This window comes from Ensifer sp. 2TAB8 (genome assembly GCF_052115125.1).
Classification (GTDB): Bacteria; Pseudomonadota; Alphaproteobacteria; order Rhizobiales; family Rhizobiaceae; genus Ensifer.
On sequence record NZ_JBFRGB010000001.1, the window covers coordinates 156872 to 183479 of the forward strand.

The 26608-nt window shown below is 60.8% G+C and carries 28 protein-coding genes, 2 tRNA genes and 1 pseudogene; 16 read left to right on the top strand and 15 right to left on the bottom strand.

Going from position 1 to position 26608, the window contains the following annotated elements:
• Positions 1 to 350: 350 nt before the first annotated feature.
• The 3 genes from AB4Z53_RS00850 to AB4Z53_RS00860 all read right to left on the bottom strand — a co-directional run bounded on the left by AB4Z53_RS00850 (position 351) and on the right by AB4Z53_RS00860 (position 2805).
• Positions 351 to 1184: a NaeI family type II restriction endonuclease gene (locus AB4Z53_RS00850; protein ID WP_441594238.1), complete on the bottom strand. Its 834-nt coding sequence runs from the start codon at positions 1182 to 1184 to the stop codon at positions 351 to 353.
• Positions 1185 to 1266: 82 nt separating this feature from the next.
• Positions 1267 to 2232 carry a DNA cytosine methyltransferase gene (locus AB4Z53_RS00855; protein ID WP_441594239.1) on the bottom strand — a complete coding sequence of 322 codons (966 nt, stop codon included), beginning with the start codon at positions 2230 to 2232 and terminating at the stop codon, positions 1267 to 1269.
• Positions 2233 to 2331: 99 nt separating this feature from the next.
• The gene (locus tag AB4Z53_RS00860) at positions 2332 to 2805 is read right to left on the bottom strand and encodes a very short patch repair endonuclease (RefSeq protein WP_441595203.1); all 474 of its coding nucleotides are present in this window, start codon (positions 2803 to 2805) and stop codon (positions 2332 to 2334) included.
• 100 nt (positions 2806 to 2905) lie between these two features.
• Here AB4Z53_RS00860 and AB4Z53_RS00865 point away from each other — a divergent pair, with 100 nt between their 5' ends.
• From AB4Z53_RS00865 to AB4Z53_RS00875, 3 genes are all read left to right on the top strand, one after another.
• The gene (locus AB4Z53_RS00865; protein ID WP_441594240.1) at positions 2906 to 4171 is read left to right on the top strand and encodes a hypothetical protein; all 1266 of its coding nucleotides are present in this window, start codon (positions 2906 to 2908) and stop codon (positions 4169 to 4171) included.
• Positions 4171 to 4716 (top strand): hypothetical protein, encoded by a 546-nt coding sequence (locus AB4Z53_RS00870; RefSeq protein ID WP_441594241.1) that lies wholly within the window; start codon positions 4171 to 4173, stop codon positions 4714 to 4716. The genes AB4Z53_RS00865 and AB4Z53_RS00870 overlap by 1 nt, the downstream gene beginning before the upstream one ends.
• 152 nt (positions 4717 to 4868) lie before the next feature.
• Positions 4869 to 5513, top strand: coding sequence for a GIY-YIG nuclease family protein (locus AB4Z53_RS00875; RefSeq protein WP_441594242.1), 645 nt, complete (start codon positions 4869 to 4871; stop codon positions 5511 to 5513).
• A gap of 37 nt (positions 5514 to 5550) precedes the next feature.
• On the opposite strand, the gene AB4Z53_RS00880 is transcribed toward AB4Z53_RS00875, so the two are convergent.
• The gene (locus tag AB4Z53_RS00880) at positions 5551 to 6033 is read right to left on the bottom strand and encodes a hypothetical protein (RefSeq protein WP_441594243.1); all 483 of its coding nucleotides are present in this window, start codon (positions 6031 to 6033) and stop codon (positions 5551 to 5553) included.
• A gap of 44 nt (positions 6034 to 6077) precedes the next feature.
• Positions 6078 to 6374 carry a hypothetical protein gene (locus AB4Z53_RS00885; RefSeq protein WP_441594244.1) on the bottom strand — a complete coding sequence of 99 codons (297 nt, stop codon included), beginning with the start codon at positions 6372 to 6374 and terminating at the stop codon, positions 6078 to 6080.
• A 132-nt stretch (positions 6375 to 6506) separates the two neighbouring features.
• Between AB4Z53_RS00885 and AB4Z53_RS00890 the strand changes: the two genes are divergently transcribed.
• Positions 6507 to 6734 (top strand): hypothetical protein, encoded by a 228-nt coding sequence (locus tag AB4Z53_RS00890; protein ID WP_441594245.1) that lies wholly within the window; start codon positions 6507 to 6509, stop codon positions 6732 to 6734.
• Positions 6735 to 6874: 140 nt separating this feature from the next.
• Here AB4Z53_RS00890 and AB4Z53_RS00895 read toward each other — a convergent pair whose 3' ends face one another.
• Positions 6875 to 7822 carry an FRG domain-containing protein gene (locus tag AB4Z53_RS00895; protein WP_441594246.1) on the bottom strand — a complete coding sequence of 316 codons (948 nt, stop codon included), beginning with the start codon at positions 7820 to 7822 and terminating at the stop codon, positions 6875 to 6877.
• Positions 7823 to 7963: 141 nt separating this feature from the next.
• Between AB4Z53_RS00895 and AB4Z53_RS00900 the strand changes: the two genes are divergently transcribed.
• Genes AB4Z53_RS00900 through AB4Z53_RS00910 form a run of 3 tightly spaced genes read left to right on the top strand, consistent with a single transcriptional unit; the run spans position 7964 to position 8498 of the window.
• On the top strand, positions 7964 to 8152 hold the full coding sequence (locus AB4Z53_RS00900; protein WP_441594247.1) for a hypothetical protein: 189 nt from the start codon (positions 7964 to 7966) through the stop codon (positions 8150 to 8152).
• A gap of 2 nt (positions 8153 to 8154) precedes the next feature.
• Positions 8155 to 8325 carry a hypothetical protein gene (locus AB4Z53_RS00905; RefSeq protein WP_441594248.1) on the top strand — a complete coding sequence of 57 codons (171 nt, stop codon included), beginning with the start codon at positions 8155 to 8157 and terminating at the stop codon, positions 8323 to 8325.
• Positions 8322 to 8498 carry a hypothetical protein gene (locus tag AB4Z53_RS00910; protein ID WP_441594249.1) on the top strand — a complete coding sequence of 59 codons (177 nt, stop codon included), beginning with the start codon at positions 8322 to 8324 and terminating at the stop codon, positions 8496 to 8498. Before AB4Z53_RS00905 ends, AB4Z53_RS00910 begins: the two co-directional genes overlap by 4 nt.
• 169 nt (positions 8499 to 8667) lie before the next feature.
• On the opposite strand, the gene AB4Z53_RS00915 is transcribed toward AB4Z53_RS00910, so the two are convergent.
• A tRNA-Pro gene (locus tag AB4Z53_RS00915) sits at positions 8668 to 8744 on the bottom strand.
• A 318-nt stretch (positions 8745 to 9062) separates the two neighbouring features.
• On the opposite strand from AB4Z53_RS00915, the gene AB4Z53_RS00920 reads away from it, so the two are divergent.
• Complete coding sequence (locus AB4Z53_RS00920; RefSeq protein WP_441594250.1) at positions 9063 to 9500, top strand: hypothetical protein; 438 nt, start codon at positions 9063 to 9065, stop codon at positions 9498 to 9500.
• Between the two features lie 65 nt (positions 9501 to 9565).
• On the opposite strand, the gene AB4Z53_RS00925 is transcribed toward AB4Z53_RS00920, so the two are convergent.
• On the bottom strand, positions 9566 to 9748 hold the full coding sequence (locus AB4Z53_RS00925) for a YegP family protein (RefSeq protein ID WP_113537944.1): 183 nt from the start codon (positions 9746 to 9748) through the stop codon (positions 9566 to 9568).
• A gap of 559 nt (positions 9749 to 10307) precedes the next feature.
• Between AB4Z53_RS00925 and AB4Z53_RS00930 the strand changes: the two genes are divergently transcribed.
• Positions 10308 to 10586 carry a hypothetical protein gene (locus AB4Z53_RS00930; protein WP_441595205.1) on the top strand — a complete coding sequence of 93 codons (279 nt, stop codon included), beginning with the start codon at positions 10308 to 10310 and terminating at the stop codon, positions 10584 to 10586.
• A 171-nt stretch (positions 10587 to 10757) separates the two neighbouring features.
• Here the strand turns inward: AB4Z53_RS00930 and AB4Z53_RS00935 are convergent.
• Positions 10758 to 10832, bottom strand: a tRNA-Gln gene (locus tag AB4Z53_RS00935).
• Between the two features lie 213 nt (positions 10833 to 11045).
• Here AB4Z53_RS00935 and AB4Z53_RS00940 point away from each other — a divergent pair.
• The 4 genes and pseudogenes from AB4Z53_RS00940 (at position 11046) to AB4Z53_RS00955 (ending at position 13378) form a co-directional block, all read left to right on the top strand.
• A complete protein-coding gene (locus AB4Z53_RS00940) occupies positions 11046 to 11342 on the top strand; it encodes a cupin domain-containing protein (protein WP_113537945.1) in 297 nt (98 codons plus the stop codon).
• 17 nt (positions 11343 to 11359) lie between these two features.
• Positions 11360 to 12283, top strand: a complete 924-nt coding sequence (locus AB4Z53_RS00945) for an MBL fold metallo-hydrolase (RefSeq protein WP_441594251.1) — start codon at positions 11360 to 11362, stop codon at positions 12281 to 12283.
• Between the two features lie 2 nt (positions 12284 to 12285).
• A pseudogene (locus AB4Z53_RS00950) lies at positions 12286 to 12737 on the top strand (thiol-disulfide oxidoreductase DCC family protein).
• Entirely contained in the window at positions 12734 to 13378 is a 645-nt protein-coding gene (locus AB4Z53_RS00955; protein ID WP_441594252.1) for a DUF4166 domain-containing protein, read from the top strand. The pseudogene AB4Z53_RS00950 and the gene AB4Z53_RS00955 overlap by 4 nt, the downstream one beginning before the upstream one ends.
• Before the next feature lie 18 nt (positions 13379 to 13396).
• Here the strand turns inward: AB4Z53_RS00955 and AB4Z53_RS00960 are convergent, their stop codons facing one another.
• On the bottom strand, positions 13397 to 14305 hold the full coding sequence (locus AB4Z53_RS00960) for a DUF1499 domain-containing protein (RefSeq protein WP_441594253.1): 909 nt from the start codon (positions 14303 to 14305) through the stop codon (positions 13397 to 13399).
• 267 nt (positions 14306 to 14572) lie between these two features.
• Between AB4Z53_RS00960 and AB4Z53_RS00965 the strand changes: the two genes are divergently transcribed.
• Together AB4Z53_RS00965 and AB4Z53_RS00970 are read left to right on the top strand one after the other, a co-directional pair.
• Positions 14573 to 14980 carry a hypothetical protein gene (locus AB4Z53_RS00965; protein WP_113537950.1) on the top strand — a complete coding sequence of 136 codons (408 nt, stop codon included), beginning with the start codon at positions 14573 to 14575 and terminating at the stop codon, positions 14978 to 14980.
• Positions 14981 to 15268: 288 nt separating this feature from the next.
• Entirely contained in the window at positions 15269 to 15520 is a 252-nt protein-coding gene (locus AB4Z53_RS00970) for a hypothetical protein (RefSeq protein ID WP_113537951.1), read from the top strand.
• 93 nt (positions 15521 to 15613) lie between these two features.
• Here the strand turns inward: AB4Z53_RS00970 and AB4Z53_RS00975 are convergent, their stop codons facing one another.
• From AB4Z53_RS00975 to ppdK, 4 genes are all read right to left on the bottom strand, one after another.
• Positions 15614 to 15886, bottom strand: coding sequence for a peptide chain release factor family protein (locus AB4Z53_RS00975; protein ID WP_441594254.1), 273 nt, complete (start codon positions 15884 to 15886; stop codon positions 15614 to 15616).
• The gene (locus AB4Z53_RS00980) at positions 15868 to 16227 is read right to left on the bottom strand and encodes a hypothetical protein (RefSeq protein ID WP_441594255.1); all 360 of its coding nucleotides are present in this window, start codon (positions 16225 to 16227) and stop codon (positions 15868 to 15870) included. The genes AB4Z53_RS00975 and AB4Z53_RS00980 overlap by 19 nt, the downstream gene beginning before the upstream one ends.
• Complete coding sequence (locus tag AB4Z53_RS00985) at positions 16220 to 17437, bottom strand: RNA ligase RtcB family protein (protein ID WP_441594256.1); 1218 nt, start codon at positions 17435 to 17437, stop codon at positions 16220 to 16222. Before AB4Z53_RS00985 ends, AB4Z53_RS00980 begins: the two co-directional genes overlap by 8 nt.
• A 358-nt stretch (positions 17438 to 17795) precedes the next feature.
• Positions 17796 to 20462 (bottom strand): pyruvate, phosphate dikinase, encoded by a 2667-nt coding sequence (ppdK, locus tag AB4Z53_RS00990; RefSeq protein ID WP_441594257.1) that lies wholly within the window; start codon positions 20460 to 20462, stop codon positions 17796 to 17798.
• A gap of 318 nt (positions 20463 to 20780) precedes the next feature.
• On the opposite strand from ppdK, the gene AB4Z53_RS00995 reads away from it, so the two are divergent.
• The gene (locus tag AB4Z53_RS00995) at positions 20781 to 22610 is read left to right on the top strand and encodes a caspase family protein (RefSeq protein ID WP_441594258.1); all 1830 of its coding nucleotides are present in this window, start codon (positions 20781 to 20783) and stop codon (positions 22608 to 22610) included.
• Positions 22611 to 23117: 507 nt separating this feature from the next.
• Here the strand turns inward: AB4Z53_RS00995 and AB4Z53_RS01000 are convergent.
• Entirely contained in the window at positions 23118 to 26579 is a 3462-nt protein-coding gene (locus AB4Z53_RS01000; protein ID WP_441594259.1) for a chromosome segregation SMC family protein, read from the bottom strand.
• Between the last annotated feature and the right edge of the window lie 29 nt (positions 26580 to 26608).

The window sequence follows — 26608 nt, forward strand, 5'->3', positions numbered from 1 at the left end:
TTCACCACATATGACGCGGCTAAGTTGTAGATTCAAGTCGACGGTTTGCTTTTGGCGATCGATCCGTTAACGGCAGGGAAATCGAAGCGTGGGAAGCAGATCGTGAAATTTAGACATCCCCGGATTGTTGAGTGGTGGATTGATCTCCATCATCCGCCCCCGGTTATGAAGGACGGCGACAAGGAACTGGTTGGTGCGACCAATGAACGGCGCATACGGGAGTACCGGGAGTCGAGGAGACCGTATCGGCAGGCCCATATGGAGTTAGGAATGGCGGCCCTTGTCGTCGTACTCCTCGGCGGGGCGATCTGGCACGCCGCATCTTAGCGCGCTTCTACCCCCTCTGGCGATCAGTCGACATGATCGCGGGCGCGGAGGAGTGCAATCTCATCGGGGTCGGTAGCGTGGTAGGAGACGAACTCTTCCGACGTCACAGGACCAAGTCCGAACCTTTCAATCAAATCACGATCCTTCGATCCCCAAAGGATCGCGATTTGCTTGGGACCCAGGATATCGCGAGCACCGCCGTTCTTGCGGAGCCGCTTCATGTAGTCATGCTGCTGAGCGATAGCATTCACCTGGCTTCGGGAAATCGGCTGCCCCTGTATTCGTTCGAATAGTGCCGCGAGTCTCCACTTGCCCGTGCCGGAGTCCATAATCGCCTTCCGTTCGGCAAGAGGTAGCACTTCCCAGAAGTTCTTCGGATATTTCTGCCGCCTCAGTATCCACCAGATGTGGACGTACTGCGCCGCCGCGATCTGACCCTTCCTGTCCTGGTTGTTGCTGTTACGGAGATATTCCGGCCGGCAGACGATGAGGCCGACGTCGCACAGCGCGGTCCGCTCGTCCGCTTTCATGAGGATTGCAGGGCGTCCGATGCTTTCCCGCGGGATCATCCAGTCCCGCTTTGTCGTCATCTTGATGTCAACCTCTGTGCCATTCACAGAGAGGTCCAGCACCGCGCCCTTGGGCATATCGAGGAAATTCCGCAGCAGGATTTCGACCTTGGTCCCGATATAGGTCTTTTCGGTTTTCTCGATCTCCGCGAGGGTAAACCTGTTTGTTCGGGGTGCATCGATGACTTCGTCGAACGCTTGGCGGAACAGACCAGTCACCATTTCCGTAAACGCAGGCAATCCTCCCGCAGCGGAGAGGATTGCCTGCTCAATGACAGAGAGGGTCAAATAGTCTTGATGTGACGAATCGAGAGGCGCATGTGACATGCGCCGGATGTTCGCCGGACATGGTTAGCGGATGGTTAAGAAATCAACCTGCAAGTGCCGAAACGGGACGGCTCGCCCTTGTCTGGATAGCTTCGCGAAGCTTCAGGGCGACGGCCTTGGCCACTGGCGGAGGGAATGCATTACCAACCTGACGGTAGGCGGCTGTTTTCCGTCCGTGGAACTGCCAAGCATCATCGAACCCCTGGATGCGCGCGGTCATGCGAACAGTCAGCCGCGGCATGCCAACAAAGTCCCGAGCTGGTGCCTCATCGGCGACACCCATGCCATCCACACCCAGCGTTGCCCACGCCCGCTTTGCGCGAGTCGGGCCGAGGTCTGGGCCGCCGTGCTTCTTGCTGCCGCCGACCAACGTCGGGGCGACGTCGTTGGCGCGTTTCGCCCAAGCCTTCGCGCCCCTCCAGCCGTTTTCGGCCATGAGATCGACGAGCGTCTCACCGACCGTGGGTGCATCGATCGGCGACGGGGCTGGCCATTCGAAGTTGTCCTTGATGTCGTCGCGCAGCGCCACGATCAGAACGCGCGGACGAAGTTGCGGCACGCCGTAGTCGGACGCATTGAAAAGACGCCAGTGGGCATCGTAGCCGAGCTTCTTCAATTCGCCCTTGATGAAGCCACGGTAGTCCTCGAAGACGGCGCTGAGGAACCCACGAACGTTTTCGATCATCACAGCCTTGGGGCGCGTCTCGTCAACGAGACGGATCGCGGCGGGGAACAGGTTGCGTTCGTCTTTGTCGCCGAGTTGCTTGCCGGCTACCGAGAACGGCGGGCATGGGAGGCCCCCTGCAAGAAGGTCGATTCCCTTGTATCCCGTACCGTCAAATAGAGACAGGTCTTCTTCGTGAACCGTCCACTGCTTGCGATTGAGGCGCAGCGTCTCACAGCAGTCGCGGTCGATCTCTACGACGCCGGAATGGTCGAACCCCGCGAGCTCAAGACCGCGCGCCTGTCCGCCGGCCCCGGCGCACATTTCGAGCGAGGTAAGGGACATTGGAGGCCTCCATACATGAACATACAGGAACAAAATGAGAACATAGCCGCCATACCACGCCGACCGACTCGGCGCAACGGTTCATCCATCAAGCTATCTCTACAAGGTTTCCCCAAACTTAACCGGGGGAACGGAGCCAGAACCCACAGGACTTTCTTCGAGGAAGTCGACGATACGCGCGCGGACTTCATCCATATCCCGAAGCTGGCACTCCCAGATGACCAGGACCTGCCAGCCGGCTGCCACGAGCGAGGCGAGATTTTTTCGATCCCGCTCCACGTTGCGGTCCATCTTTGGGCCCCAGTACGACCGGTTTGATTTGGCCTCTGATCGAGCTTCCCAGCACGTGGGATCATATCGAACATGCGCGTGCCAGTAGCACCCGCGTATCTCGATAATCTTCCGTCGAGGTCCAAAGGTCAGGTCGGGTTTTCCCGGCAGGTCCTTTCGGTGCAGCCGATACCGATATCCCAGCGAATGCACCAGTCTTCGAACGGTCATTTCGGGTTTGGTGTTCGTGGAACGGATGCGCGCCATGTTCCGGCTACGCCGTTCAGTAGAGAGGAGTTTCACTTGTGCACCCAACCAATGATCTCCACGAAACCTGCTTTGTGGTTCCCTGTTTTTGCGCTATCCACCATGGACGGAATTCTATCTTGGGTTGGATGCCTTCATGAGCGCTATAGATAACGTTATTTTTTCCGGCTTCGAGGAGAACCTGGATACCACTGAACTCGAAGAAGTTACAAAAGCATTCTGCGCGGAATTCGATCCACTCGAACGCGCCGCCATGATCGTTTTGAAAGACGACCTTACAGGGGCGGCCTTCACTGAATGTCACGTGAAGGCGGACCAGATAATTACGAAGGGCACGACCGATGTCCCGTTGGACCCAGACGAGGCTCCCGAATATCGTGCCAATCGTGACGTTGTTTATAGCCATGCCGCCTTTGAGCGGATGCAACAGGATGCCCTTCTCGGTCGCAAGTTTAGCAACATCGTTTGCGAGTATTCGCCCGGGAAAACGCGGAGCTTAGAGGTCATCGGTGGCCAACACCGGTTTGAAGCTATTGTTGGCGGTGTTTCGGCTGGCGTAAATGTTTTTCACGGCTTGAAGGTTTACTTCAACCTGAACAAAGAACAACGCCTGGATGTTCAGGTAATCTCAAACACCAACATCTCTGTTCCGACCGACCTCCTTGATCGCATGTTTGCCACGATTGAGGGGACGGACCTCCGTGAGTGGTGCCAGAAGTGTGGTCTACTCGAAAAGGGACGCGACTTTGCTGATATGAATAAGAGAGGTAACCCTATCACGGTCAAGGAGGCTCGAACCTTTATTGTGAATTACTTTCTCGGGCGAGCAATATCTCCGGACAAGTTCGAGTCCGTTGAAACTACGCCTGCAGTAGTTGAGTCGGGCACCCGAAATCCCAAGCTCTGGATTCAGGCGAAAGAGGAGCACCCCGAGCTTTGGGACGATGCTGGACTGCTAAAGGCAGGCAAAGAGTTTGCGTCCCTTATTAAGGCTCAGGTTGAATATCACAGGGACCCGAAATCGAAAAAGCTCAAGGGCAAAGCTGATCAGATTTACAAGACGAAAAATATCGCCCTTTTGGCGGCCTGGGCGTTCGTGGCAGGTACTCTCCAGGCGAATCCAACCCGATTAGAGCGTCACTACGGCCTGAGAACTCCCAAATCCAAAGACCCATTGAAGGCCGAACTACTGGTCAAAGGAAAGCACCATACCGATTCCGAGAGCTACCGCGGGTTGGGCTTCCGATCTGACGCCAAGGAACGTGGCCGATTCACTCAGCTGTTCTGGCTGCAGGCCGAGAAAGGTGGGGGATTCACAGCGGCGATGATCGACTCTTCGATAAAAGGGTATGAAGCGAAACGCGCGAACCTAGCCTACGAAGAGAGCAAGTCGAAAATCTGATGAGCGATTTCATCGACTATTCCAAAGACCTCATGGAGACCGCTAAAGGTTTCCGCGAAAAAGCCTCCGCGGCGAGCGATGACGGTCTCAAGCAAGCATATCTTCGCGCTGCACTGCTACATGCCTTTTCTTTTCTGGAGGCCCACCTGAACTATATGGCTGAGCACTTTGAAACCAGCCCAATGTTCACCCTACATGAGCGCGGAATTCTGCTTGAAAGAGAGATCGTTTTCGAGAATGGGGCATTCTCAATGACGGCCAAAACCAAATTTAGCCGACTGACAGATCGAATTGAGCTCCTGTTGTTCAAGTGCTCGGTAGACCTTGCACAAGCAAAAGGAACTTGGTTTTCCAAACTGAAAGATGCCCTAAAAGTCCGAAACGCACTCGTGCATCCGCGAGAGGCTCACTCGCTTTCAGAAGAGCAGCTCACTGCGGCCATGCGAGCGATCTTGGAGGGAGTCGACACCCTGTATCGTGCTGTGTTCAAGAAAAATCTCCCGTATACAAAAAAGGGTATCGAGGGCGGCCTGCATATTACGTAGCCGCCAATCGTTCGAAAACGTACACCGTACGCCTATCGAGCCGCATCTCCTTCGACTTTATCCGCGACCGGGGGTGCAGTGGCATCCCGATGTACCAAAGCACACTGGTCAAAAACCCCGAATGGACCTCCATAACCGATAGGCACGCAACGATGGCCGATAGACCGTCCTTCGAAGAAGTTGTCTCAGGACTTGAGACCAAATCCGACAAGATTCGAGCGCTTGCCAAAGCTGGGTATCTCCGGACTGAAATCAGCGGCCTCCTCAAGATCAGATACCAGCATGTACGCAGCGTCCTAACGAAGGCGGGAATCACCGCCGGCAGGACACGCGAGGTTCAACTCGAGCGTGAGCCGGTAACCGTCTCCTTGGAGGAGGAAGAGAACCAACCTGCTGTAGAACCAACATCGTGGGAAGTTCTCCTGCGCGGCGGATTTCTGTTTTTGGGAGAGTGGCAGCCTGGCGACGACGGTTTCGTCCTCGATGCTCGAGCGCCCACTGACGGAGGCGTATATGCCTTTGTCGTGGATGACTTCGTGAAATATGTGGGTCTGACCCAGCGAGGCCTCCGGTCCCGGCTCGACGCCTACAGGCGGGGCCATGAACGGCAGAGAACGAACGCCAGAGTCAAAACGCTGATCACGGAAGCTCTCTCTAGCGGAAAGCGCGTGAAGGTGCTGATCGCCGTGCCAGATGCGCAAAGCTGGGGAGGATTACCAGTCAACACAGCCGCTGGGCTCGAGGCTGGCTTGATCGCCAAAATCCAACCGCCATGGAACATCCTCGGCGTCGGCTGAGAAACTGCGAGGAGCCGATCGAGGACAACGAGAATCGTTAGTCGAGCCGCTTGCAGGATACCGGCCAAACGACGAGATTCGGTTTCTCCTCGACCGTGTCGAAGAGGTTGAACGCCAAATCCTCATCGAGCCACCCGGCTTTGCCGTGTTCCCAGTCCATGTAGAGCGTATAGTTGCTCTGGTCGGCGACTTCGCGCGTATCGAACCGCATCTCGCCGAAGTGCATACGGTAGATAGAGCGCTGCCGATCAACCGAGCGCTCGACCCGGGACAGGTACCAAGTCTCGATCCGGCCGTTGGCTTTGTCGTACAGCTGGATATCGATCACCTTAGCAGGCGTCGCCCCCTCATCGACCCCGTTGATGTTGAGAATATACGGGTACTTGTCGTCATCGACCTCAAATGACATCAACTTCTGGGAGCGGTCATGCCGGTCAGCAACGAAGCATTCAGCGCGCTTGGCTTCGGCTACCTGTGTAAACCCGCCGACGACCAGCACCGCAATCAGTATCCGCCTCATCTGCTCCCCCATAGACGCCGGAGCCATATCTGAGGCGGGCAACTCTACCGTGTCAATCCCATCTCCTCTTCGCCAGTCACATGCCGAACAAGGCGTTTGTTCTTGAGTATCAGGTTGGCAAGTTCAGCATCCCCGCTCAGCACCGCGAAGAGCTGCTCAAGCTCAGGGCGATAGAGATCGTATGCGTAGACCGCCGACGTCGGCACCTCGTAGCCGTCCTCGAGAGCGATGTCTGCGCGGACGTTGCGCAGATCGGCGACTACATCTTCGATCGACGACCCGAAACCCGTCGGCGTCGAAACACCTGGCTCGACTTCGTATGCGTAGACCGTGATACCCATTGGCTGTCTCCATGCGTTGCACGTGGCAGGTGTGACGGAGATCGTCGCCGTTGTCGATTGTTGAATCCTACAATCGACAACCGCGGAAACTGGTACATTCTTGTTTCTAAAGACGAGGGAAAGGACGCACCAATGACGACCGATCCGGAATTTGACAGCCCGGAAGCGCTAGCGAAGTGGCGAACGAGGCATATTCGGAACTTGGCCGAGCGCAGGAAGGCCTACCTCGAGATGAGAGCCGAGTTGGAAAACGAGCAGGCGGGGCCCGCGACGCTGATGCGCGAGGACGAAATCGAGGCCGGGTCCCTGAAGCTCTATGAGGACTTGCAAAGAAAGAAGGCGCAGCGCAAAGCGGACTGATGTCCCCTCCGAAGGGGGCCTCTTGATTGTCGCCGACATCCAGCTTCGACTCGAGGTCCGCCATGTACGCTGACCGCGCGGCTTGCAGTTCGAGCCAGAAATCAAGCTGGCGGAGCTGCTCTCCTGGCGACGGCTTTCTGTCAAATGAGGTCCAGGAAGTCCTCCGCGCGCTTTCGATATCTCGCAGCGATGATGTCTGCTGCCTTGTCAAGTTCAGGAAAGAGGACGCTGGCATCGATACCTAGTCGCCCCAATTGCTCACGTATCTCTGGTTTCTTGTCTGCAGGGACCCGTATCGCCTTTTGACGGATCGTGGTGTCATATGGCCTTGAATCTCCAGTCGCCTCGAGGCCGTAAACTATGAACGCTCCAGCCTGGGCGATGATACGACGATTGTTGTTTTTGGGACGTACGAAGATGGGACGGTAGAGACTGATCGGCTCAATACGTCCTTGAAACATGGGTCGCTCAAGCTCGATGTAATGAAGCAAGTTCTTTAATTCAGGCTTTCCGTTGAATGGACCTGTCTGCATCTCACCAAATTTCTGGATCGCCTTTTTCTCGGAATATGGCAGGTTGGCCAAGTTGGCCACGCACGCAACCGTGTCGCTGTCGTAATACTTCGACCTGTCATCAGGCACGCGATAGATGATAACTTTGCCATCTTTTGGCGTCTTGGTGATTTTGCCGTCTTTTTTCGTTTCGTCGAAATAGTCCTGGGCCGCGAAGAACAACGCAACGAGCGGGTTAAGTGTAACGTCCAGAAGCCGCGTAGGAAGGCCATAGTGCTGCATCCGCACCAGACGGTCGAACATAGTCGAATCTTGCTGGAACTCCTGAGGATGAACTGAGATTAGCTCACGTACCATCTCGCGTTCATGTTCAACCAGGCGCTCGCCTGGACGAAAAATGGGGGCTAGACCTTTCCACGAAAAGTTTTTCTGACCACGAAAAGCGGTAGGATCGGCACCGTTGAGCTTCGTTTCCATGATGAGCTTTACGAACTGGTGAACCGACTCCACCTTTGGAGCGGGAGGGGGCACAGTTACTCGCTTGCTCGCCGCCCCCGATTTCCCACCAGTTGTCATTCTCGCCCCCTGTCGATTGCAATCGCAATCTGACCTCAACTCCGATGCCAGGCAAGCGATTCTGGCCGGCGAAATTTGCGCCTCCCGAATCCGGGTCAAAATATCCCTTTTGCGCTCCACATGGCGCACAGGGAGACACGCATGCAAATCGGATTCACTGGCCTGCTGGGCCTACTTTTCATCGGGCTCAAGCTGACGGGCTACATCGCGTGGCCGTGGCTCTGGGTCCTGTCGCCGTTCTGGATCGCTTTCGCGATATGGGTCGTGGTCTTCGTCGGCGTGCTGATCTTCCACGTAGTCACGGGCGGCAGCAAGACGAGGAAGAGCTGACCGTGATCGACTGGTCATTCCGAGATTTCGTGGGCACCTTTTACGGCCCCTTCAAATCAGACGACGAGCTAGACCTTTTCATCGATGACAGGAGTGAAGAGCTGCGCGAGGCATTCGATGCTTACTTGCGGGAGATCGATGAGCTGGAGAGCCTGGAGGACGACGAGATATGAAGACCTTCACCTCGACCGAAGTCGACGAGGCCATCGAACTCAGCATCGTGAACCTCTTCAGGGAGATCGAGGAGCTTGGCCTCGACGACGTGGAATTCCATCAGAAGATGGAAGCCGTGTACGAACTGGACCGCCTCAGGGCGGACTTGCTGAACGTCGCGTGCAGGTATTGAGATCGCGAAGGCCCTCTTCGGAGGGCTTTCCTACTTGTCGCCGTCACCCAGCTCCGACTCGAGGTCCGCCGGGTACAACATCTAACGCTACGATCCAATCGTTAGGTGTTTCGTTAGGGGTGAGTCTACCGCTGAAACGAAAAAAGCCTGCAATTGCAGGCTTTTCGGCTGGTCGGAGTGGCAAGATTCGAACTTGCGACCCCCACGTCCCGAACGTGGTGCGCTACCAGACTGCGCTACACTCCGTGACCAGCGGCGCCTCTATAGAACAGGCATTTTGATTTCACAAGCGCTTATCTCGAAAAACCTTGCGCCTTTTTCAAAAAATTTGTGACGGTGGAAAACTCGTGCGGAGATTGCCGTTTGGCGGGGGTCGATGACGCCTGGAAGCACGCCCAATAGGGACTTTCTGCAACGCTTCATATTTTCCTCAAATCGAGGGTGCGGCGTGGATTTCATTTCTATTGGTTTGGCGCTAGAGGCACAACGGAAAGCGCGGAAAACCAGGGGATACGGGCTTCCGCGCCACGCCTATTTCAGAACGAGAGCCAAAGGGACAGAAACATGAACTTCCGCATGATGACGGTGGCGGGCCTCGCGCTCGTGCTCGCCGGCTGCACCACGACCGGAACGGGGATCTCCAGAAACGCGGTCGAAGCGCGTTGGCTCGGCCAGCCGGCCGGCGGCTTCTTCGCCCAATACGGTCCGCCGATCTCCGACGTCGAAAGCGGCAGCTCCACCGTCTATAGCTGGAAGGGCGGCTACAAGACCCGCAAGGTCCCGGCCCAATACGAAACCACCAAGGACGGCAAGCGCGGCAAGCGCATCGCCTCGGCCCGCACGGAATACCTGAGCTGCTCCGTTCAGCTCACCGTCTCGTCCGACTATGTCATCCGCTCGATCCGCATCGCCGGCGACCACAAGCGCGCGGAAGGCCCGAGCTGGTGCGAAGAGTTCCTGGGCGCCCCGGCCCAGACCAAGCCGGCAGCGACCGCAGGCTAAACCTCAAGAAACAAAAAACCCGCCGGTGAAAATCGGCGGGTTTTTTCTAGGAGATCGTGTCGAACTCAGCTGCTGCTGTTGTCTTCGACGGGTGCTTCGGGACCGTTCTTCTTGATCGAGTCGATGGCGTTCTGCGCGCTGGCCTTGGTCTTGTAGCCCTCGGTCGAGAACATCACTTCGCTGTTGTACTTGAAGCGCACCCGGTATTCACCAGCCTTGTCTTTGTAGATTTCGAATTTGTGAGCCATCTTCTCCCTCATACAAGTAGGAATCAACGCAGTTAGCGTGTCAGTTGCAGAGTGACTTGACAAGAGTGCAAGTAGAAGCCCGAACCCACGGCCGGGATCGGCCGTTTCGGATCGGGTGATTGAAAGAAGGCCTTGACAAGCTCCACGCTTCACCCCTGTTCCGATCGGATGCCGCCTGTTCTCACGTGGCCCAACCACCGGTCGGCTCGGCGTTCAGCACGCGGGGTCTTTGTTGACTGCGGAAGGAATGATCTCAGCGATCACGTTCCCCCTGTGGGATACCAGGAAGCTCGGCATCATCCACAAACAGGCGCGACGTGAACCGATCTATATCGGCGCCGCATCACAATCATTCCCTTCCACAAAACCCTCCTCGTGCAACATCTAAGTATTACATAAATATTTCTACCAATTGCATCCCTTAAAAATGCTGTTAACATAATGATGTTGTTTTAACTTAATTATTATTAGGTGGATCATGTCTAAAAATAACACAAAAGAATTAGAACAAACCCCCGAAGAACTGACAACAGAAGCTGAAGCTCGCCGAAATTTTCTCATGAAGGCTGGGCGCTTTGCCGCGGTAACGCCTCCCACCATAACCCTACTGCTTGGTACAAGCCTCAGTTCCCGCGCGATTGCCAAATCCGGCGGCGGAGGCACGCACGGCCAGGTAGGGGGAGGCAAGGGTAACAATCAGCCCGGCATTCCCGGTGGCTTGAGCATTTCACCTCCCGCTTCCACGCCGATCACCTTCAAATCGCCGATTTGGATGCAAAGAGAAGACCGCTTTTCTCGAGAAAACAGCGATAGCAAGTCAACGCGCAGCCGGTGGTAGGGGCCACAGCCGTACCAACGCAGAAGAAGTCGCCGAGCGTGGGCTGGTAAATGTCCCCGGTCTCTGCCGTCTTGTGGCCGCAGCGGCGAACCATTGAGCAGAATGACCGAGCGCACCTACATGAAGCGCGAGCCTTCATGTAGGTGATTGAAGCAATCGACTTGAAATAGATGGCTGGGGCGCCAGGATTCGAACCTGGGAATGCCGGTACCAAAAACCGGTGCCTTACCGCTTGGCGACGCCCCAACAGAGCTGACGGAAAAGATGTCCGCCAAATCGAGCGCCTGATTACCAAAGCTCGCCGCCCGTCACAATCACTAAGTTGGCACCAAGTTGAAATTTCGGCGGATTTGTTGATGCCTTGTGCAAAAGGCGCTCCGGCTCCTCAAACGCGGCAAGCGCATACGCCCTTCCCTTCCCTGAAAGCACCTCTTATTGTCCCGGCAAATGGAGAACCTCATGAGCCAGTTTCGCGCCCGCCCCCCTGCCGTTCCGAGCGTGCTCGTCGATGACGCCGTCGTCAGGGTCACCCGCTGGGATTTCGAGCCCGGCGCCGACACCGGACACCATGTCCACGGTCTCGGCTATGTCGTCGTGCCGATGACGGATTGCCAGTTCCTGCTCGAGGAGGAAGGCGGCAGCCGGCGGGTCGATATCGCCAAGGGTGCTGCCTACCGCCGCGAGGCTGGTGTGGCACACAATGTCGTCAATGCCGGCAGCGAGCCGATGTCGTTCATCGAGATCGAGTACAAGTGAAGGCCAGGAAGAGACGCATGCAGGGGCCAGACTTCGATCTCGAATTCAAGCCGGCCCATGGCGAGGCCGTGACGGTCGCAGACGATGTGCAGCGCATCACCGTCAACAATCCCGGCCCCTTCACCTTCCACGGCACCAACAGCTATATCGTCGGAAAGCGTTCCGTTGTCGTAATTGATCCGGGGCCGGACGACGAGGCGCATTTTCAGGCGTTGATGGGCGCCCTTGCCGGTCGCGAGGTCACTCACATCGCCGTCAGCCATACCCATCGCGACCACTCGCCGCTTGCGCGCCGGCTGAAGGCTGCGACCGGGGCGCTGATCATTGGCGAAGGGCCACACCGCTCTGCCCGCCCCTTGCATGCGGGCGAGACCAATCCCTTCGCCGAGAGTTCGGACATGGAGTTCGCCCCCGATCTCCTACTTGCAGACGGCGGGCGCATCGAGGGTGATGGCTGGAGCCTGACGGGCCTGACCACGCCCGGCCACACGGCCAACCACATGGCATTCGCGCTCGACGGCACCGGCATCCTCTTTTCCGCCGATCACGTCATGGCCTGGGCGACGACGATCGTCGCGCCGCCGGATGGCGCAATGGCGGATTACATGGCCTCGCTCGAAAAGCTGCTTACCCGCGACGACCATCTCTATCTGCCGGGCCACGGCGGGCCGGTGACCGAGACGTTGTCCTTCCTTCGGGGTCTGCGCGCTCACCGCAAGATGCGCGAGCGCGCCGTGCTTGAACGCATCCGTGCCGGCGACAGCCGGATTCCCGATATGGTCAAGGTCATCTATGCCACCACCGACGTCCGGCTGCATGGAGCAGCTGCGCTCTCGGTGCTTGCCCATCTCGAAGACCTGATCGAGCAAGGGCGAGTCGAGACCGAGGGGCCACCCTCGCTGCTCGGCGCCTACCGGCTGACGCCGGGCGGAGCCGGCTGACCATGCGGCGCGGCGCCTACAGCTATCGCAACGATGCCTCGGTGCCCGCCTTTGCCGACGACAAGCCCGTGGTGGTCTTCGACGGCGAATGCATCTTCTGTTCCGGCTGGGTGCGTTTCCTGCTTCGCCGCGATCGGTGGGCGCAATATCGCTATCTCACGGCACAGTCGCCGCTTGGCCAGGCGCTCTATCGGCACTACGGCTCGACGCCGTCAGCTTCGAAAGCAACATGCTGATCGAGGATGGCGTCGCCCGCTTCAAATCCGACGGATCGATCCGGACGCTGGCGCGGCTGGGCCTGCCATGGTCGCTCGTAAACCTCTGCCGTATCCTGCCGGCTATCCTTCGCGACCCACTTTATGATCTCGTCGCGAGAAACCGCTATCGCATCGCCGGACGACGCCAGAGCTGCATGGTGCCAACGCCGGAAGAGCGCGGGCGCTTCATCGCATGAAGACGGAAAGCAGCCAGCGGCAGAGCCTCTATCGGCAGATCCTCGGGTGCGACTGGGATCGCCTGCCCGGCTCGATCCGCGCCCTGCATGAGACGTCGGAGGGGCATGCCATCTTTCGCGGGCGCGCTGTTGTCGAACGGGGCGGATCTGTATGGGCTCGTCTTATCGCCTCTGTCCTCGGCTTTCCCGCCGCTGCGACGGGTGTGCCAGTCGAAATCCACTTTGCATGCCGGAATGGCCGGGAGGTCTGGACCCGGCGCTTCGGCGAGAAGGTCTTGCACAGCACGCAGCACAGGGTAGAGAGATCGAACGAACAGTGGCTGGCGGAGGAGTTCGGACCGTTCCGCATCCTGTGTGCTTTGGAGCCCACAGAAAGCCGGTTGCATCTGTCGGTTCGCGCCTGGTCCTTCCTCGGCCTTCCTCTTCCCCTGGTGCTTGCGCCGGGCGGCCGCACATTCGAGGAGGATCGCGATGGTCTGTTTCACTTCCATGTGGAGGTCGAAAGCCCGCTGACCGGCCTGATCGTGTGCTATCGCGGCTGGCTGCGACCAGCGAACGAGCCGTCGTCGTCGCGCACCGCCGCGCTGGAAGCCGAAGCCGCCAATGATTTTGCTCGTCGGGGTGCCCTCATAGACGACTGACGCCTTCTGGCGTGCCGATCAATCGCCGGCAATACCGAGCAACTCGGCATCGAGCGACCGCAGGAACTGATCGGCGAAGGCGGCGCCCATGCCGAGGTCATGCGGCCCGTAACGGGAGGCGACGCGCAAATCGACGAAAGTCGTCTCGGCCTCTTCGCGCAGCCGGATCAACACATCGAAGCGGAAGCCGGCAATCAGCGTGCGCCACTCGCCCTGGAGCACGACGTCGCTGGCGCGACGTCCCGCGATTGCCCCTTCGAGTGAGAGTTCCGGCCGGGCCGCCGGCACGGGCACGTTTTCCGGCTCGGCGTTCGTGTCTGCCCCGGCATTCTGCCGAACGGCCAGATCTTCGAGATCGGCGCGGGCATTTTCGACGCCAAGCTCTTCGGTGATGCCGACGCGGTTCTGTTCGATGACGGTGCGCACGCCCTGGTAAACACGGTCGAGCGCGCCATCGTAGCGTCGGCCGGTGAGCCCCGGATAGGCAAGGATCTGCGCTTCCCTGTCCTCAGGCGTCACGGCATCCTTGCGTTTCAACCAGCTCTGTTCGGTCTGCGGCACCTTGAGCCATGGCGGCGGCGTCACCGTATCGGTGCTGACATCGTAGATCGCCGGACGGGTGAAATACTGCACCGCGCCGAAGCCAATGAAACCAAGCGCCAGCGCCGCATAGACAAGCGCCGCAGCGGACGCGAGGCCACCGATCGCAGCGACCTGCCAGAGCCGCGCAAGACCCACGACGGCAAGCAATACGCCAAGCAGTGCGAAAATGCCCGACAGACCGACAAGAGCCAGGAAGTGCGGTGTCGTCAGCGGTCCGAAGCGGTGCGCCAGCAGCGAGAGCGCGAACAGCAAGAAAGAAATACGGGCGAAGCGACGCGCCCAGTGGGCGGCGTAGGAATAGGGGCGCTCGTACCGGACCATCATGTAGTTGAATCAATCCCCTGCCGCGAAACAGACCGCATTCTTAGACCATGCCCCTTGCCGTGGAAACAGGCAATGCGCCAGTCTGCCGCCGGGCCGCAGGCCACGCCGGAGGCTTCGCCGCAAATTCGCCATTCTCGTTAACCACCTATCAACGCATAGGAATGTGCCCGCGCGCCCAGGAATCGGCCGGCACGCGGAGTTTCAATCGGAGGCAACAGCCGCGCACGGCTTCATGCAAGAGTGCACGGCGATCGACGGAGAACCGACATGGGCGCATCGCAGGCAGCTGTGGTCAATGCCACCCCTACCCCTCTTCCCCCGGGCGACGGCGGCATTCCAATGGGGCTCCTCGAGCTCGAACTCTCCCTCGATGGCTTTTCCGGAAACAAGGAAGATTTCACCGGGTTTGTCCGCACCGTTGCCGACAGCGCCGGCGGCGAGTTTCTCTTTGCCCTGCCTGCTTCGGAACTGATCGAGGATTGCCTGAGCATCGCCGTGCTAAGGCTCGGCGAGCAGGACAGCGAGCCATCGATCCTGTTTGCCTGTCTCGACGAGCAGGGCGCGACCATCCGCATCGAGCACCCGGGCGATGACACGCGGGATCTCGAGCGCTTCGCCGAGTCCTTCGTCGGTGTGCTGGAGCGCATCGATCGCGACAGACCGGCCGCAGCGTAAGCTGACTTCCATCCAAAGACCGATCCGTCGACACTCCGAGACGGTTCGGCGACTGTTCTCCCGCAGCCTCGCGTCAGTGCGGGCGCGTTGATTGCTTAGCCACGCTCCCGAAAATCAGTTTTCAGGACGACTTCAGATAATCGTCCGGCATCGCCTACGCGCGACCACGGGCCTGCCACGGAATTGGCGCGGTCCGCTTCGATTTCCGGCGCAACTCCCTATATTAATTGCGATTCGAGAAATGAATCCGCAGACGGCGCGCGCCGGCTCTCTGGAGGCACGAAGACCATGACGACCCGATTGACCATCCTAGTCGCAGCCGCGCTGCTGCTGACGGCGTGCCAGACGATGACGCCTGAGGAACGGCGCGTCGCCGATGGCAACACCTGCGCTTCCTACGGCTTCCGCCGCGGCACTGACGCCTTTGCCACCTGCCTGCAACGCATCGAGCTCGACCGGCGCGCTGAATCGCGCGCCTTCCGCTACCAGAACGACATGATGATGTGGGGCTGGGACCGCCCCGTCGTCATCATGCGCTGACGCCCGTTCAACCGAGGCGGCCAGTCGTGTCACGACGCGGCAACCGGCGCATCAAAGCGATCCGCGCGCAACGACCCGGGTCGCCAAGGAAGGCTAAAGACGGAAGGTTTTCACCGCGTTCCCCCGTTCCAGCTCCTTGCTCGCCATGAACAGGGCTGCCTTTTCCTGCTGCTCGTGCCCGGCGGCAATGAGATCCAGGATGGCCTGAAGTCTGCGGATTGCAGTTGCCTTGTTGCGGTGCTGCGACCGCTCCTCCCGACAGACCACCGTGTGGCCCGTGGGTATATGGGTCGCCCGCACCGCGCTGTCGGTGGTGTTCTGATGTTGGCCACCGGGACCGCCGGCCCTCAGGGTTTCGAAGCGCAAGTCCCCGGTGCAATCGTCGAAACGATGCTTGAACCGGAAAGGTCCACTTGCCGGACACCCACAAACCAGTTTTGCCGTTGATGTCCCCTTCTGACCGGGCTCTTGAAGACAAAGCGGATCGTCCCGCAATGGGCGTCTGCCACCTCTTCGGATCGATTGCCCGCCATCGTGACGATCGCGGATTTTGGACCGAAGGCGTCCGGTTGCCCGCCAAGGACCAGGTCAAAGCCGCAACCGTTGGCCTTGGCCTCCTTGCGCAAAATGTCGATCAGCGCGGCAACGGCGATGCGGCATTCCACCGGGCCGTTGCCGGAGGTCAGGAAGAGCGTCACTTCACCCATGGCGTATCCTCCTGATCGTCGTCCGCTCCCACTTGGCCTTCTGCGGCCGTCGTTCCTGCGGTTGCGCGTTCTTGTAGGTGACGAGTGGCTTCATTGCCGCAACCGGACGCACGAGCCCGAACGCCTCAAGGTCGGCGACAACCTTCGCCGCATCCTTGTAGGCGCCTGCCGCTTCCTCGATCAGCAGGTTGCGATCCTCGCAGATCGCGACGCCGCCCCAGGCGTTGACGCGCAAGGCATCCCGCTCGGAACGATTGGTCCCCACCCGACCGTGCATGGCCTTGCGGTCGTATTTGCGCCCGGCACCATGGGAGATGCCCCAATGCGATCGCTCCGCGCCGGCGAGCGCCTGCACCAGATAGCTTCGCGTTGCGCGCGAACCGGCGACCGGAGCAACGACACCGGCGCCGACAGCGGCCGCACCCTTGTAGTGCAGGAAGCCGGACGCCGTGGTCCGGACAAGATTGTGCGGAACATCGGCGATGAGCGACAGGTCGGCACGAAGCGCCCGTGCCGCGCGCTCGGCAACCATTTGCCGGTTGAGTGACGCCCATCGAACGCATTCACCGCTCCTGGCGAGCCATTCGACGGCTGCATCCGAGCCGGCAGCCAAGCCGTCTCGCAGGTGTTCATCTCCGCCGAGCGTCTGACCGAAAAGCTCTGCACCGAGCGAACGCGAGCCGGAATGAACCAGCAGGTAGAGTTTCTGCCTGTCGGCGACGCCCTCCAACTCGCTCTCGAACATTTCGTCCACCGCCTGCAGCTCGCAGAAATGATTGCCGCCACCGATCGTGCCGAGAGATTGCGGGCGCATATCGGGCGCAAGATCGTGCTCCACAAGGCGGGTCGTGATATCGCCGAGATCGATCTGTTCCAGCCCGCGCAATTGCTCGGCCGCCTTCTCCACCCTGAACTTGCGCAGCGGCAACGAGAGTTCGAAGAACGACATGCCACAGCCGATGTCGTTGCCGATCAGTTGTGGGTTGAGCCGCTGCGAGAGCGCGACTATGCCGACGGGGCCATACTTGCCCGGGTGCAGATCAGGAAAGCCGGCGACAGAGATCATGCCGGGGAGACCGGCGATCTCCTCCAGTTGTTGAACTGCCGCGCCTTCGATCCAGCTGCCGGCAGTGAAGTAATGCGTGACGGCCGCCTTGCGCGCACCATCATCGCCTTCAGGGACGACGTCCCCGGAAGAATGATTGCCCATGAAAATAATCCAGAACAGGGTCAAACAGCCGGCACACCGCAGCTCCGCGCGTCTCTCAATCGCGCTCAGGTCGCTGCAATACTTTAGATTTTCCGCGTAGCCGGCAGGACGGGCTCTCTCAGCGCATCAACGCTGATCGGCCGCGAAGCCCCAAGGGGCGTGTGGAAACGCACTGCGTCATTTTCCGCTCCCGTTCTGAACAAACCGCCATGCGCATGCATGGCCAACGATCGCTCGCGCCGATACGGCGCGAACGAGATGCTGATGCACCATCCGCTCTTTGCTTGCAACCAGGAATGCAGTGCTTCAGCCGATCATCTCCCGCGCGTTGCATCGCTGCAACACGCGGACCGGGACCCTAGCCCTTGCCGTTGATCGCCGCCTGGGCCGCGGCAAGCCGGGCGATCGGCACACGGAAGGGCGAGCAGGAGACGTAATCGAGGCCGGCGTCCTCGCAGAAGCGGATCGAGGCCGGGTCGCCGCCATGCTCGCCGCATATGCCGAGCTTGAGACCGTTCTTCGTCCGCCGTCCGCGCTCGGCGGCGATCTGGATCAGCTCGCCGACGCCATCGAAATCGAGCGAGACGAAGGGGTCCTGCTCGATGATGCCCTTCTGCTGGTAGGTCGCCAGGAACTGCGAGGCGTCGTCACGCGAGATGCCGAAGGTCGTCTGCGTCAGGTCGTTGGTGCCGAAGGAGAAGAAGTCGGCGGCTTCGGCGATCACACCGGCGCGCAGAGCCGCGCGCGGCAGCTCGATCATCGTGCCGACGAGATAGTCGATGCCGATACCGGCCTCGCCGATCACCTCCCTGGCCACCATGTCGATGCGCTCCTTGACGTAATCAAGTTCTGCCCGAAGGCCAACGAGCGGCACCATGATTTCGGGAACGACGGCCGCACCGGTTTCGCGGGCAGCCTCGACGGCGGCTTCGAAGATGGCGCGTGCCTGCATCTCGGCGATCTCGGGATAGGAAATCGCCAGACGGCAACCACGATGACCGAGCATCGGGTTGAACTCGTGCAATTCGTCGACGCGCTGGCGCAGTTCCGACGGGTCGAGCGAGAGCGCGCCGGCGACATCGGCGATCTCCTCGTCGGTCTTCGGCAGGAACTCGTGCAGCGGCGGATCGAGCAGGCGGATCGTCACCGGCAGACCGTGCATGATCGAGAACAGTTCGGCGAAATCCGAGCGCTGCATCGGCAGCAGCTTGGCGAGCGCCAGACGGCGGCCGGCCTCGTCGTCGGCAAGAATCATCTCGCGCATGACGTTGATGCGGTCGTCCTCGAAGAACATGTGCTCGGTGCGGCAAAGGCCGATGCCCTCGGCGCCGAAGGAGCGCGCGGCACGCGCGTCCGCCGGTGTTTCGGCATTCGTCCTGACCGTCATGCGGCGGGTCGCATCCGCCCAGGCCATGATCTTGCCGAAGTCGCCGGAGAGCTCCGGCTGCAGCATGGCGATCGAGCCCTTCAGCACCTGGCCGGACGAGCCGTCGATGGTGATGATGTCGCCCTTTCGCAGCGTCACTCCGCCGGCGGTCAGCAACTCGTTGCGCAGATCCACGCGGATGCTGCCGGCACCGGAAACGCAAGGGGTGCCCATGCCGCGGGCAACGACGGCCGCGTGACTGGTCATGCCGCCGCGGGTCGTCAGGATGCCTTCGGCGGCATGCATGCCGTGGATGTCTTCCGGGCTGGTCTCGACGCGCACCAGGATGACCTTGCGGCCTTCCTTGTCGGCTTGCACCGCCTCTTCGGAGGTGAAGACGATTTCGCCGGTGGCCGCACCCGGCGAGGCCGGCAGGCCGGAGCCGATGATGTCGCGGCGCGCATGCGGATCGATCGTCGGATGCAGCAACTGATCGAGCGAGGCGGGATCGATGCGGGCGACGGCCTCCTGCTCGGAGATCAGCCCCTCTTCCGCCATGTCGACGGCGATCTTCAGCGCCGCCTTGGCGGTGCGCTTGCCGGAGCGGGTCTGGAGCATCCAGAGCGTACCGCGTTCGATGGTGAATTCCAGGTCCTGCATGTCGCGATAGTGCCGCTCCAGCGTGTCGCAGATCGAGCGGAACTCGGTGAAGGCTTCAGGCATCAGCTTTTCAAGCGACGGCTTGTCGGAACCGGAGGCGATACGTGCCGCTTCGGTGATGTTCTGCGGCGTGCGGATGCCGGCAACGACATCTTCGCCCTGGGCGTTGACCAGAAACTCGCCGTAAAGCTCGTTCTCGCCGGTCGAGGGATTGCGGGTGAAGGCGACGCCGGTCGCCGACGAATTGCCGAGATTGCCGAAGACCATCGCCTGAACGTTGACCGCCGTACCCCAGGCAGCAGGGATAGCATGCAGGTGGCGGTAGGTAATCGCGCGCGGGTTCATCCAGCTCGAGAACACAGCGCCGATCGCGCCCCAAAGCTGCACTTCCGGATCCTGCGGGAAGGGCTCGCCGAGCGCCTCCTCGATCGCTTCCTTATAGCGGGTGATGACGTGCTGCCACTCGACCGCTGAAAGCTCCGTGTCCTGCTCGTGGCCAAGCCGCGCCTTTTCGTCTTCCAGAATTTCCTCGAAGACATCGTGGTCGACGCCCATCACCACATCGCCATACATCTGGATGAAGCGGCGGTAGCTGTCCCAGGCAAAGCGCGCGTCGCCGGCATCATGGCCGAGCGCATGCACCGACTGGTCGTTGAGGCCAAGGTTCAGAACCGTATCCATCATGCCCGGCATCGAGGCACGGGCGCCGGATCGAACCGAGAGCAGCAAGGGATGGGTCGTATCGCCGAAGACGCGGCCGGTCACCTCTTCCATCCGGCTGATCCCCTCGCGCACCTGGTCGCGTAGGCCGTCCGGCATCTGCCTGTCATTGTCGAAGAAGCTATTGCAGGCATCGGTGACGATCGTCAGGCCGGGCGGCACCGGCAAGCCGAGGTTGCACATTTCGGCAAGGTTGGCGCCCTTGCCCCCCAACCGTTCACGGTCACCTGCACGTCCCTCGGCCTTGCCCCCACCGAAGGTGTAAACCCATTTCGTCATGCCCTGCTCTCCACCCAGAAACAGTCTTTTATGACGATTTACAGTATATGCTTCAGGCTGAAAATGCATCTGGTGAAGATTTATGCTGCACCGCATCATTTTCTGTAACATTGCAACATATTGGCACGCTTGGGGGCTCGACCCCGGACACTATGGGCTTCGAGGGCCTTTATCGCATCTGAAATACCCGTCAACGGTCTACGGTCGACATTGCCCGCTACATTATAAAAATCTAATATAAATGCACGCGATGGGGCGCATCCAAGAATATCCCGTCATGGCAATCCGTTTCAGTCCCCGGGGCTTGGAGGGTAGGTCATGCAGTGGCGTGCGAAACTGAGATCCTGGATCCTTTCGGTCCCTATGCTCCTGCTCGTGGTCGGGCATGGCTTCGCCGAGGAGAATGGCAAGCGGCTTGCGCTCGTCGTCGGCATGACGAACTACGTCGCAGCGGGAACGCTTCCCAATGCCGCTCGCGACGCTGAAGCATTCGGAACCTTCCTCAAGGGACAAGGATTTGAAACCGATCTTGTGCTCAACGCAGATCGCAGGGGCCTTGCTGGGGCGCTTTCAAACTTTTCCCGCAAGATCGGGCCAGATGATGTCGCCCTGTTCTACTACGCCGGACACGGCATGCAGCTGCACGGAGAAAACTTTCTCATCGGCACGGACGCGAAGCTCGAGAGTGAGTTCGACGTTCCCGCCGAAACCATAGCCCTGTCAGAGATCATCAATGCGCTGGAGAAGCGCGCCCGGATATCGATGGTCTTCCTTGATGCCTGCCGCAACAACCCTCTCGCCAATCGGCTGAACACCGAAGTCGAAGGCGCCACCCGCGGGGGCGCAACCAGAGGCCTGGCACCGATCGAGACCCAAGGCGCCGGCACGCTCGTGGCCTTTGCCGCCGCCCCCGGCCAGGTCGCTGCCGACGGCACCGATGGGCATTCGCCGTTTACCCGCGCCCTGATCGCCAATCTCTCCGGTGCCGGGCTGGAAGTCGGCACCGCCTTCAAGCGGGTCGTGCGCGACGTGCGCAAGGAAACACAGGGCAAGCAGCAGCCGCAGATCCTGTCGTCGCTGTCGCTGGAGTTCTATTTCGGTCCGGAAACGGCAGCGCCACAGACCCCGACGGTGCAACCGGTCCAGCCGRCACTGGCGGTACCGGCAATCGACCCCGAAGCGCTCGAAGCTGAAAAGGACTTCAAGAAGGCTCTGAAGATCGGAACGGCGCGCATCTGGCACTTCTTCGTCGAAAAGCACCGCACCGGCGAGTATGCCGACCTTGGACGCCAGGCGCTTGCCCAGATCGAACCGGCGGCCGTGCGCAACGAGGCACATCTGCCGCAATCCGTCGAAGCGCAGCTGTTGCCGGACCAAGAGAAGCGGCGAAATGTCCAGCTGGCGCTTGCCTCGCGGGGATTTGAAGCGGGCACTGCCGATGGCGTCTTCGGCGGACAGACCAGGGAAGCGATCAAACGCTTCCAAAGCACCAACCAGCAGCCGGCGAGCGGCTTCATTACCGAGAACACAGCAGCAGCCCTCGGGATAAAGGTCAACGCGCGGGCTGAAGGCATCTATAGCGCGACGAAAGCGCGACGCTACGACGTTGCCAACCTCGAAGGGCTGGAAACCGACCAAACCGTCCTGCGGGCGCTGACCTGTCTGCGCCACTTCGAGACCGTCTATGGCGTTTTCKGCGGGCACCTCTACGTCGCCGTTCGCACGGGAACGATTTTGGCAGTTTATGCGCGCGGGATCGCCGGCGGTTGCGGCGCGCACCTCGCCGCGATTTCGTCTCCGGAGGAAAACGCATTCGTCGCATCGCTTTTCAACGCCGACCAGAGCTTCTTCCAGACCGGCTACGATCCGTCCGGAAACGTCAGCTACAAGATGGGACCCTGGATCGGCCTGACGCAGGACCCACAGGGCAAGGAACCCAAAGGCGGCTGGCACTGGGACAACGGCGCGCCCTTGACCTACACGAAATGGTTCCAGGACATGCCGAACGAAGGCAAGAAGGGCGACGATATCGGCATGTACTACGCGCATCGCAATGGTAAGGCCGATACCAAATCCCTCTATGTCGACACCTGGGACGACATGGGATCGACCGACGGAACGGGCGGTCTCATTCTCGAATTCGAGTGACCGCCTGGATGTCCAGACACACTCGCACAACGGGGTAGATCGCAAGTCAGGAGCCCAAAGGCGGCAGGTATTGGGACAGCGGCGAGGCGATGACCTATTCCAGATGGTTCCCGGGCGCGCCGAATGAATACAAACCGGGCGACGATCTCGCGATATATTATACCCAGCGCTCAGGCCGGCTCGACATGAAGGGCGCCTATCTCAACACATCGCAGGACATGGCCTCAACAATATGAGCCCGAGCCTCATTCTGGAATTCGAGTGACGGAGCCACACCACCTCGCACAGCATCCGAGAATGTCCCGTCACGGCTGGGCGACCGGCACGCCCATGACCTACAGCAAGTGGTTCGGCCACGCGCTCCGCCTATAACGCCAACAAGGTGCCGCTGAGGGCCCATGCCGATCGCCTGGGCCAACGCGAAGACACGCTGCGCGCGACAGGTTTCATCGCCGCGTTCGAATGGCACTCTTGCACTGACCGCTGCCTGGTCGGGTCGGCGAACGATCAGACCACTTCTCTCAGACGCTCTGCCGTCTGCAGGTCGACGGACACCAGCTGGGAAACGCCCTGCTCGGCCATGGTCACGCCGAACAGTCGGTTCATGCGAGCCATGGTGATCGGGTTGTGGGTGATGATGATGAAGCGGGTTTCGGTTGAAGCCGCCATCTCGTCCATCAGGTTGCAGTAGCGCTCGACATTGTGGTCGTCGAGCGGCGCGTCCACTTCGTCGAGCACGCAGATCGGGGCCGGATTGGTGAGGAACACCGCGAAGATCAGTGCCATCGCCGTCAGCGCCTGCTCGCCGCCGGAAAGCAGCGTCATCGTCTGCGGCTTCTTGCCGGGCGGGCGGGCGAGAATTTCGAGACCCGCTTCCAGCGGATCGTCGCTCTCGATCAGTTGCAGTTCGGCCGTGCCGCCGCCAAAGAGGTGGGTGAACAGCCGCTGGAACTGCACGTTGACGACGTCGAAGGCGGCGATCAGGCGCTCGCGGCCCTCGCGGTTCAGGTTCTGGATGGCACTTCTGAGCTTGCGGATCGCCTCGATGACGTCGTCGCGCTCGCGGAGAATGAGAGCGAGCTTATCGGAAAGCTCTTTCTGCTCCTCTTCTGCACGCAGGTTGACGGCGCCGAGGCGTTCGCGCTCGATCTTCAGCCGTTCGAGTTCCCGCTCGATATTGCGCATGTCCGGCAGCGCCTCGTCGACGGCAAGCCCGGTCAGCCGCATCACCTCGTGCGGCGCACAGGAGAGCGCTTCGTGAATGCGCGCTTCGATCTCGACGCGGCGTTCGCGGGCAGAGACCAGCCGCTCTTCGGCGCGGCCGCGCTTCTCGCGCGATTCGGCAAGCTCGGAGAGCGCGGTTGCCGCCAGACGGTCCGCCTCGCGCTGGTGATTTTCCGCCTCGGCGAGAAGGTCGGCCGCCTCGCGCCGGGCTGCTTCCGCCTTCTGCAACTCGTTCATCAATGCGCGACGCTTGTCCTCGAACTCATCAGGCGCATCGATCAGTTCTTCCACTTCGTCGCGGGCTTCCGCCTCACGATCTCGCAGCGTCGCGATGTGTTCTTCGGCGCTGTTCGCACGTGCCTTCCAGGTCTGCCTTTCCGCGCCAATCGCGGTGATGCGCCGTTGGCGGGCCTCGTTCTCGCGCGCCAGACCGTCATGAGCGGCGCGCGCTTCGGCAACGGCGGCACGATCGGCAGCAACATCGGCCGTCTGCGTGCGCAGCTTCATCTCCAGTTCCGAGAGATCGGGCGCATCCGCCAGCGCATCATTGGCCGTTTCGATCTGCTCGGCCACGTCCTCGACCTGAGCCTCGATCTGGCTGCGGGTTTCGGCAAGAACCGCGCGCCTGCGGGCAAGATCGCCGGAAGCACGCTCGGCAGCCGCAAGCGCGTCGCGGGCTTCGCCGAGTTGCCGCGAGATCATGCGCTGCGCGTCGCGCGATAGCCGCAGCCGCTCGTCCTCGGCGCGGATGCGCGTGCCGGCAACAGCGAGCTCTGCCTCAGCGCGTCGCAGCGCCTCTGCGGCACCATCAGCCTCGGCGTCGAGTTCCGCCAACCGGTTTTTCTGCGCCAGACGCAAGGCCGCAGCACTCGGCGCCTCGGAGCCGGTCACGTGGCCGTCCCAGCGCCAGACGGAACCTTGCTTGGTAACGAGGCTCTGGCCGGGCTTCAGCAGCGGCAGCAGCCGTTCCGCGTCCGCCTCGCTTGCGACAATGCCGATCTGCTTCAGCGCGCGGGTCAGCGCCTCCGGCGCCTTCACATGAGCGATCAGCGGGCTGACGCCTTCCGGCAGGTCGGCGTCGCCGACGTGGTCTCCCGGCGCACGCCAATGGGCTGGCGCCGCCGTTTCGAGCGGCGAGTCGAGATCGTCGCCAAGTGCTGCGCCGAGTGCCGTCTCGAAGCCGCGGTCGACCTTCATGTCCTCGACGACGGCGGGATAGGCGCCGCCGGCCACCGCTTCCAGCATACGCCGGATCGTGCGCGCCTCGGTCTCGATGCCGTTGAGGGTGGCGCGTGCCCGGTCGACCGGTGGACGCGCCTCGACCTCCGCGCGCCGCGCCTCGGCCAGTGCCTCCTCGATCGCCAGCACGTTGGCTTCGGCTTCTTCCAGCGCAGCCTCGGCGACCTCGACCTGGCCCTGCTTTTCATGCGGGTCGGGAAGTGCTGACATCTGCCGGTCGAGCTCATCGAGATCGCGCGACTGATCGGCCAGTTGCCGGGCGAGGCGCGCCTGTCGCTCGGAAAGGTCGCGCAGCGTCCGCTCCAGCTGGTTGCGCCCGGCCTGCGCCTCGGCGCGTTCGGCGGTCAATCGAGCCAGAAGCGCTTCGTTGCCGGCAAGCTTTTCGTTCGCCTCCTCCAGCCGCTCGCGTGCTTCCGTCGCACGGTCGTCTGCCTCGGCCAGCATGTCGCTGAGTTCAGCTTCTTCTTCGTCGAGCCGCGACAGGATGCCGGCATTGTCGACGACGAGGCGCTCTTCGCGCGCGATATCTTCGGCAAGCTGTGCCAGACGGCGTTGCAATTCATCGCGCCGCCTGAGGATACGGCCGGCGTCCTCTTCGAGCTGCGAACGGGCAATCTGCAGGCGCTGAAGTGCCGCAGCGAACCGCGCTTCATTCTCGCGCAATTCCGGCAGCTTCAGGCTGGCAATCGCCTGATCCTTCGCCGCCTGCATCTGCACCTGCGCCTTTTCGGCGACAAGCACTGTGATCTGGTTGAGCTGACTGGTCGCCTCGGCTTCCGCCTCCTTGGCCTGCACCCAGCGGATATGGAAGAGGATCGCCTCGTGCTTGCGGATATCGGCCGAAAGCATCTTGAAGCGGTTGGCCTGACGCGACTGGCGCTTAAGGCTCTCGATCTGGCTTTCGAGCTGCGAGGTTACGTCGTCGAGCCGCTCGAGATTGGTCTCGGCTGCTCTGAGGCGCAATTCGGCTTCATGGCGACGCGAATGCAAGCCGGAGATGCCGGCCGCCTCTTCCAAGAGTTGGCGGCGGGCCTGCGGCTTTGCCGCGATCAATTCGCCGATGCGCCCCTGCCCGACCATCGACGGCGAACGCGCGCCGGTCGAGGCATCGGCAAACAGAAGCTGCACATCCTTGGCGCGCGCCTCCTTGCCGTTGATGCGGTAGACCGAGCCCTGCTCGCGCTCGATGCGGCGCGTCACCTGGATTTCGTCGCTATCGTTGAAGGCAGCCGGTGCGGTGCGATCGCTGTTGTCGAGATAGAGGCCAACTTCGGCCGTGTTGCGCGCCGGACGGTTGCCGGATCCGGAAAAGATCACGTCGTCCATGCCGGAAGCGCGCATGTTCTTGTAGGAGTTCTCCCCCATCACCCAGCGCAGCGCTTCGACGAGGTTCGACTTGCCGCAGCCGTTCGGCCCGACGACGCCGGTCAGTCCGCGCTCGATGATGAACTCGGTCGGTTCGACGAAGGATTTGAAGCCGAGCAGGCGGAGCTTGTTGAACTTCATGCGGCGAACGCTGGGGTGAGATCCCCCCC

Excerpts from the sequence above, each read along its gene's own strand:
- AB4Z53_RS00855 (WP_441594239.1), bottom strand. The coding sequence starts at position 2,232 with ATGTCCCTTACCTCGCTCGAAATGTGCGCCGGGGCCGGCGGACAGGCG.
- AB4Z53_RS00865 (WP_441594240.1), top strand. The coding sequence starts at position 2,906 with ATGAGCGCTATAGATAACGTTATTTTTTCCGGCTTCGAGGAGAACCTG.
- AB4Z53_RS00870 (WP_441594241.1), top strand. The coding sequence starts at position 4,171 with ATGAGCGATTTCATCGACTATTCCAAAGACCTCATGGAGACCGCTAAA.
- AB4Z53_RS00875 (WP_441594242.1), top strand. The coding sequence starts at position 4,869 with ATGGCCGATAGACCGTCCTTCGAAGAAGTTGTCTCAGGACTTGAGACC.
- AB4Z53_RS00880 (WP_441594243.1), bottom strand. The coding sequence starts at position 6,033 with ATGAGGCGGATACTGATTGCGGTGCTGGTCGTCGGCGGGTTTACACAG.
- AB4Z53_RS00885 (WP_441594244.1), bottom strand. The coding sequence starts at position 6,374 with ATGGGTATCACGGTCTACGCATACGAAGTCGAGCCAGGTGTTTCGACG.
- AB4Z53_RS00890 (WP_441594245.1), top strand. The coding sequence starts at position 6,507 with ATGACGACCGATCCGGAATTTGACAGCCCGGAAGCGCTAGCGAAGTGG.
- AB4Z53_RS00895 (WP_441594246.1), bottom strand. The coding sequence starts at position 7,822 with ATGACAACTGGTGGGAAATCGGGGGCGGCGAGCAAGCGAGTAACTGTG.
- AB4Z53_RS00900 (WP_441594247.1), top strand. The coding sequence starts at position 7,964 with ATGCAAATCGGATTCACTGGCCTGCTGGGCCTACTTTTCATCGGGCTC.
- AB4Z53_RS00910 (WP_441594249.1), top strand. The coding sequence starts at position 8,322 with ATGAAGACCTTCACCTCGACCGAAGTCGACGAGGCCATCGAACTCAGC.
- AB4Z53_RS00920 (WP_441594250.1), top strand. The coding sequence starts at position 9,063 with ATGAACTTCCGCATGATGACGGTGGCGGGCCTCGCGCTCGTGCTCGCC.
- AB4Z53_RS00925 (WP_113537944.1), bottom strand. The coding sequence starts at position 9,748 with ATGGCTCACAAATTCGAAATCTACAAAGACAAGGCTGGTGAATACCGG.
- AB4Z53_RS00930 (WP_441595205.1), top strand. The coding sequence starts at position 10,308 with ATGAAGGCTGGGCGCTTTGCCGCGGTAACGCCTCCCACCATAACCCTA.
- AB4Z53_RS00940 (WP_113537945.1), top strand. The coding sequence starts at position 11,046 with ATGAGCCAGTTTCGCGCCCGCCCCCCTGCCGTTCCGAGCGTGCTCGTC.
- AB4Z53_RS00945 (WP_441594251.1), top strand. The coding sequence starts at position 11,360 with ATGCAGGGGCCAGACTTCGATCTCGAATTCAAGCCGGCCCATGGCGAG.
- AB4Z53_RS00955 (WP_441594252.1), top strand. The coding sequence starts at position 12,734 with ATGAAGACGGAAAGCAGCCAGCGGCAGAGCCTCTATCGGCAGATCCTC.
- AB4Z53_RS00960 (WP_441594253.1), bottom strand. The coding sequence starts at position 14,305 with ATGATGGTCCGGTACGAGCGCCCCTATTCCTACGCCGCCCACTGGGCG.
- AB4Z53_RS00965 (WP_113537950.1), top strand. The coding sequence starts at position 14,573 with ATGGGCGCATCGCAGGCAGCTGTGGTCAATGCCACCCCTACCCCTCTT.
- AB4Z53_RS00970 (WP_113537951.1), top strand. The coding sequence starts at position 15,269 with ATGACGACCCGATTGACCATCCTAGTCGCAGCCGCGCTGCTGCTGACG.
- AB4Z53_RS00980 (WP_441594255.1), bottom strand. The coding sequence starts at position 16,227 with ATGGGTGAAGTGACGCTCTTCCTGACCTCCGGCAACGGCCCGGTGGAA.
- AB4Z53_RS00985 (WP_441594256.1), bottom strand. The coding sequence starts at position 17,437 with ATGGGCAATCATTCTTCCGGGGACGTCGTCCCTGAAGGCGATGATGGT.
- ppdK (WP_441594257.1), bottom strand. The coding sequence starts at position 20,462 with ATGACGAAATGGGTTTACACCTTCGGTGGGGGCAAGGCCGAGGGACGT.
- AB4Z53_RS01000 (WP_441594259.1), bottom strand. The coding sequence starts at position 26,579 with ATGAAGTTCAACAAGCTCCGCCTGCTCGGCTTCAAATCCTTCGTCGAA.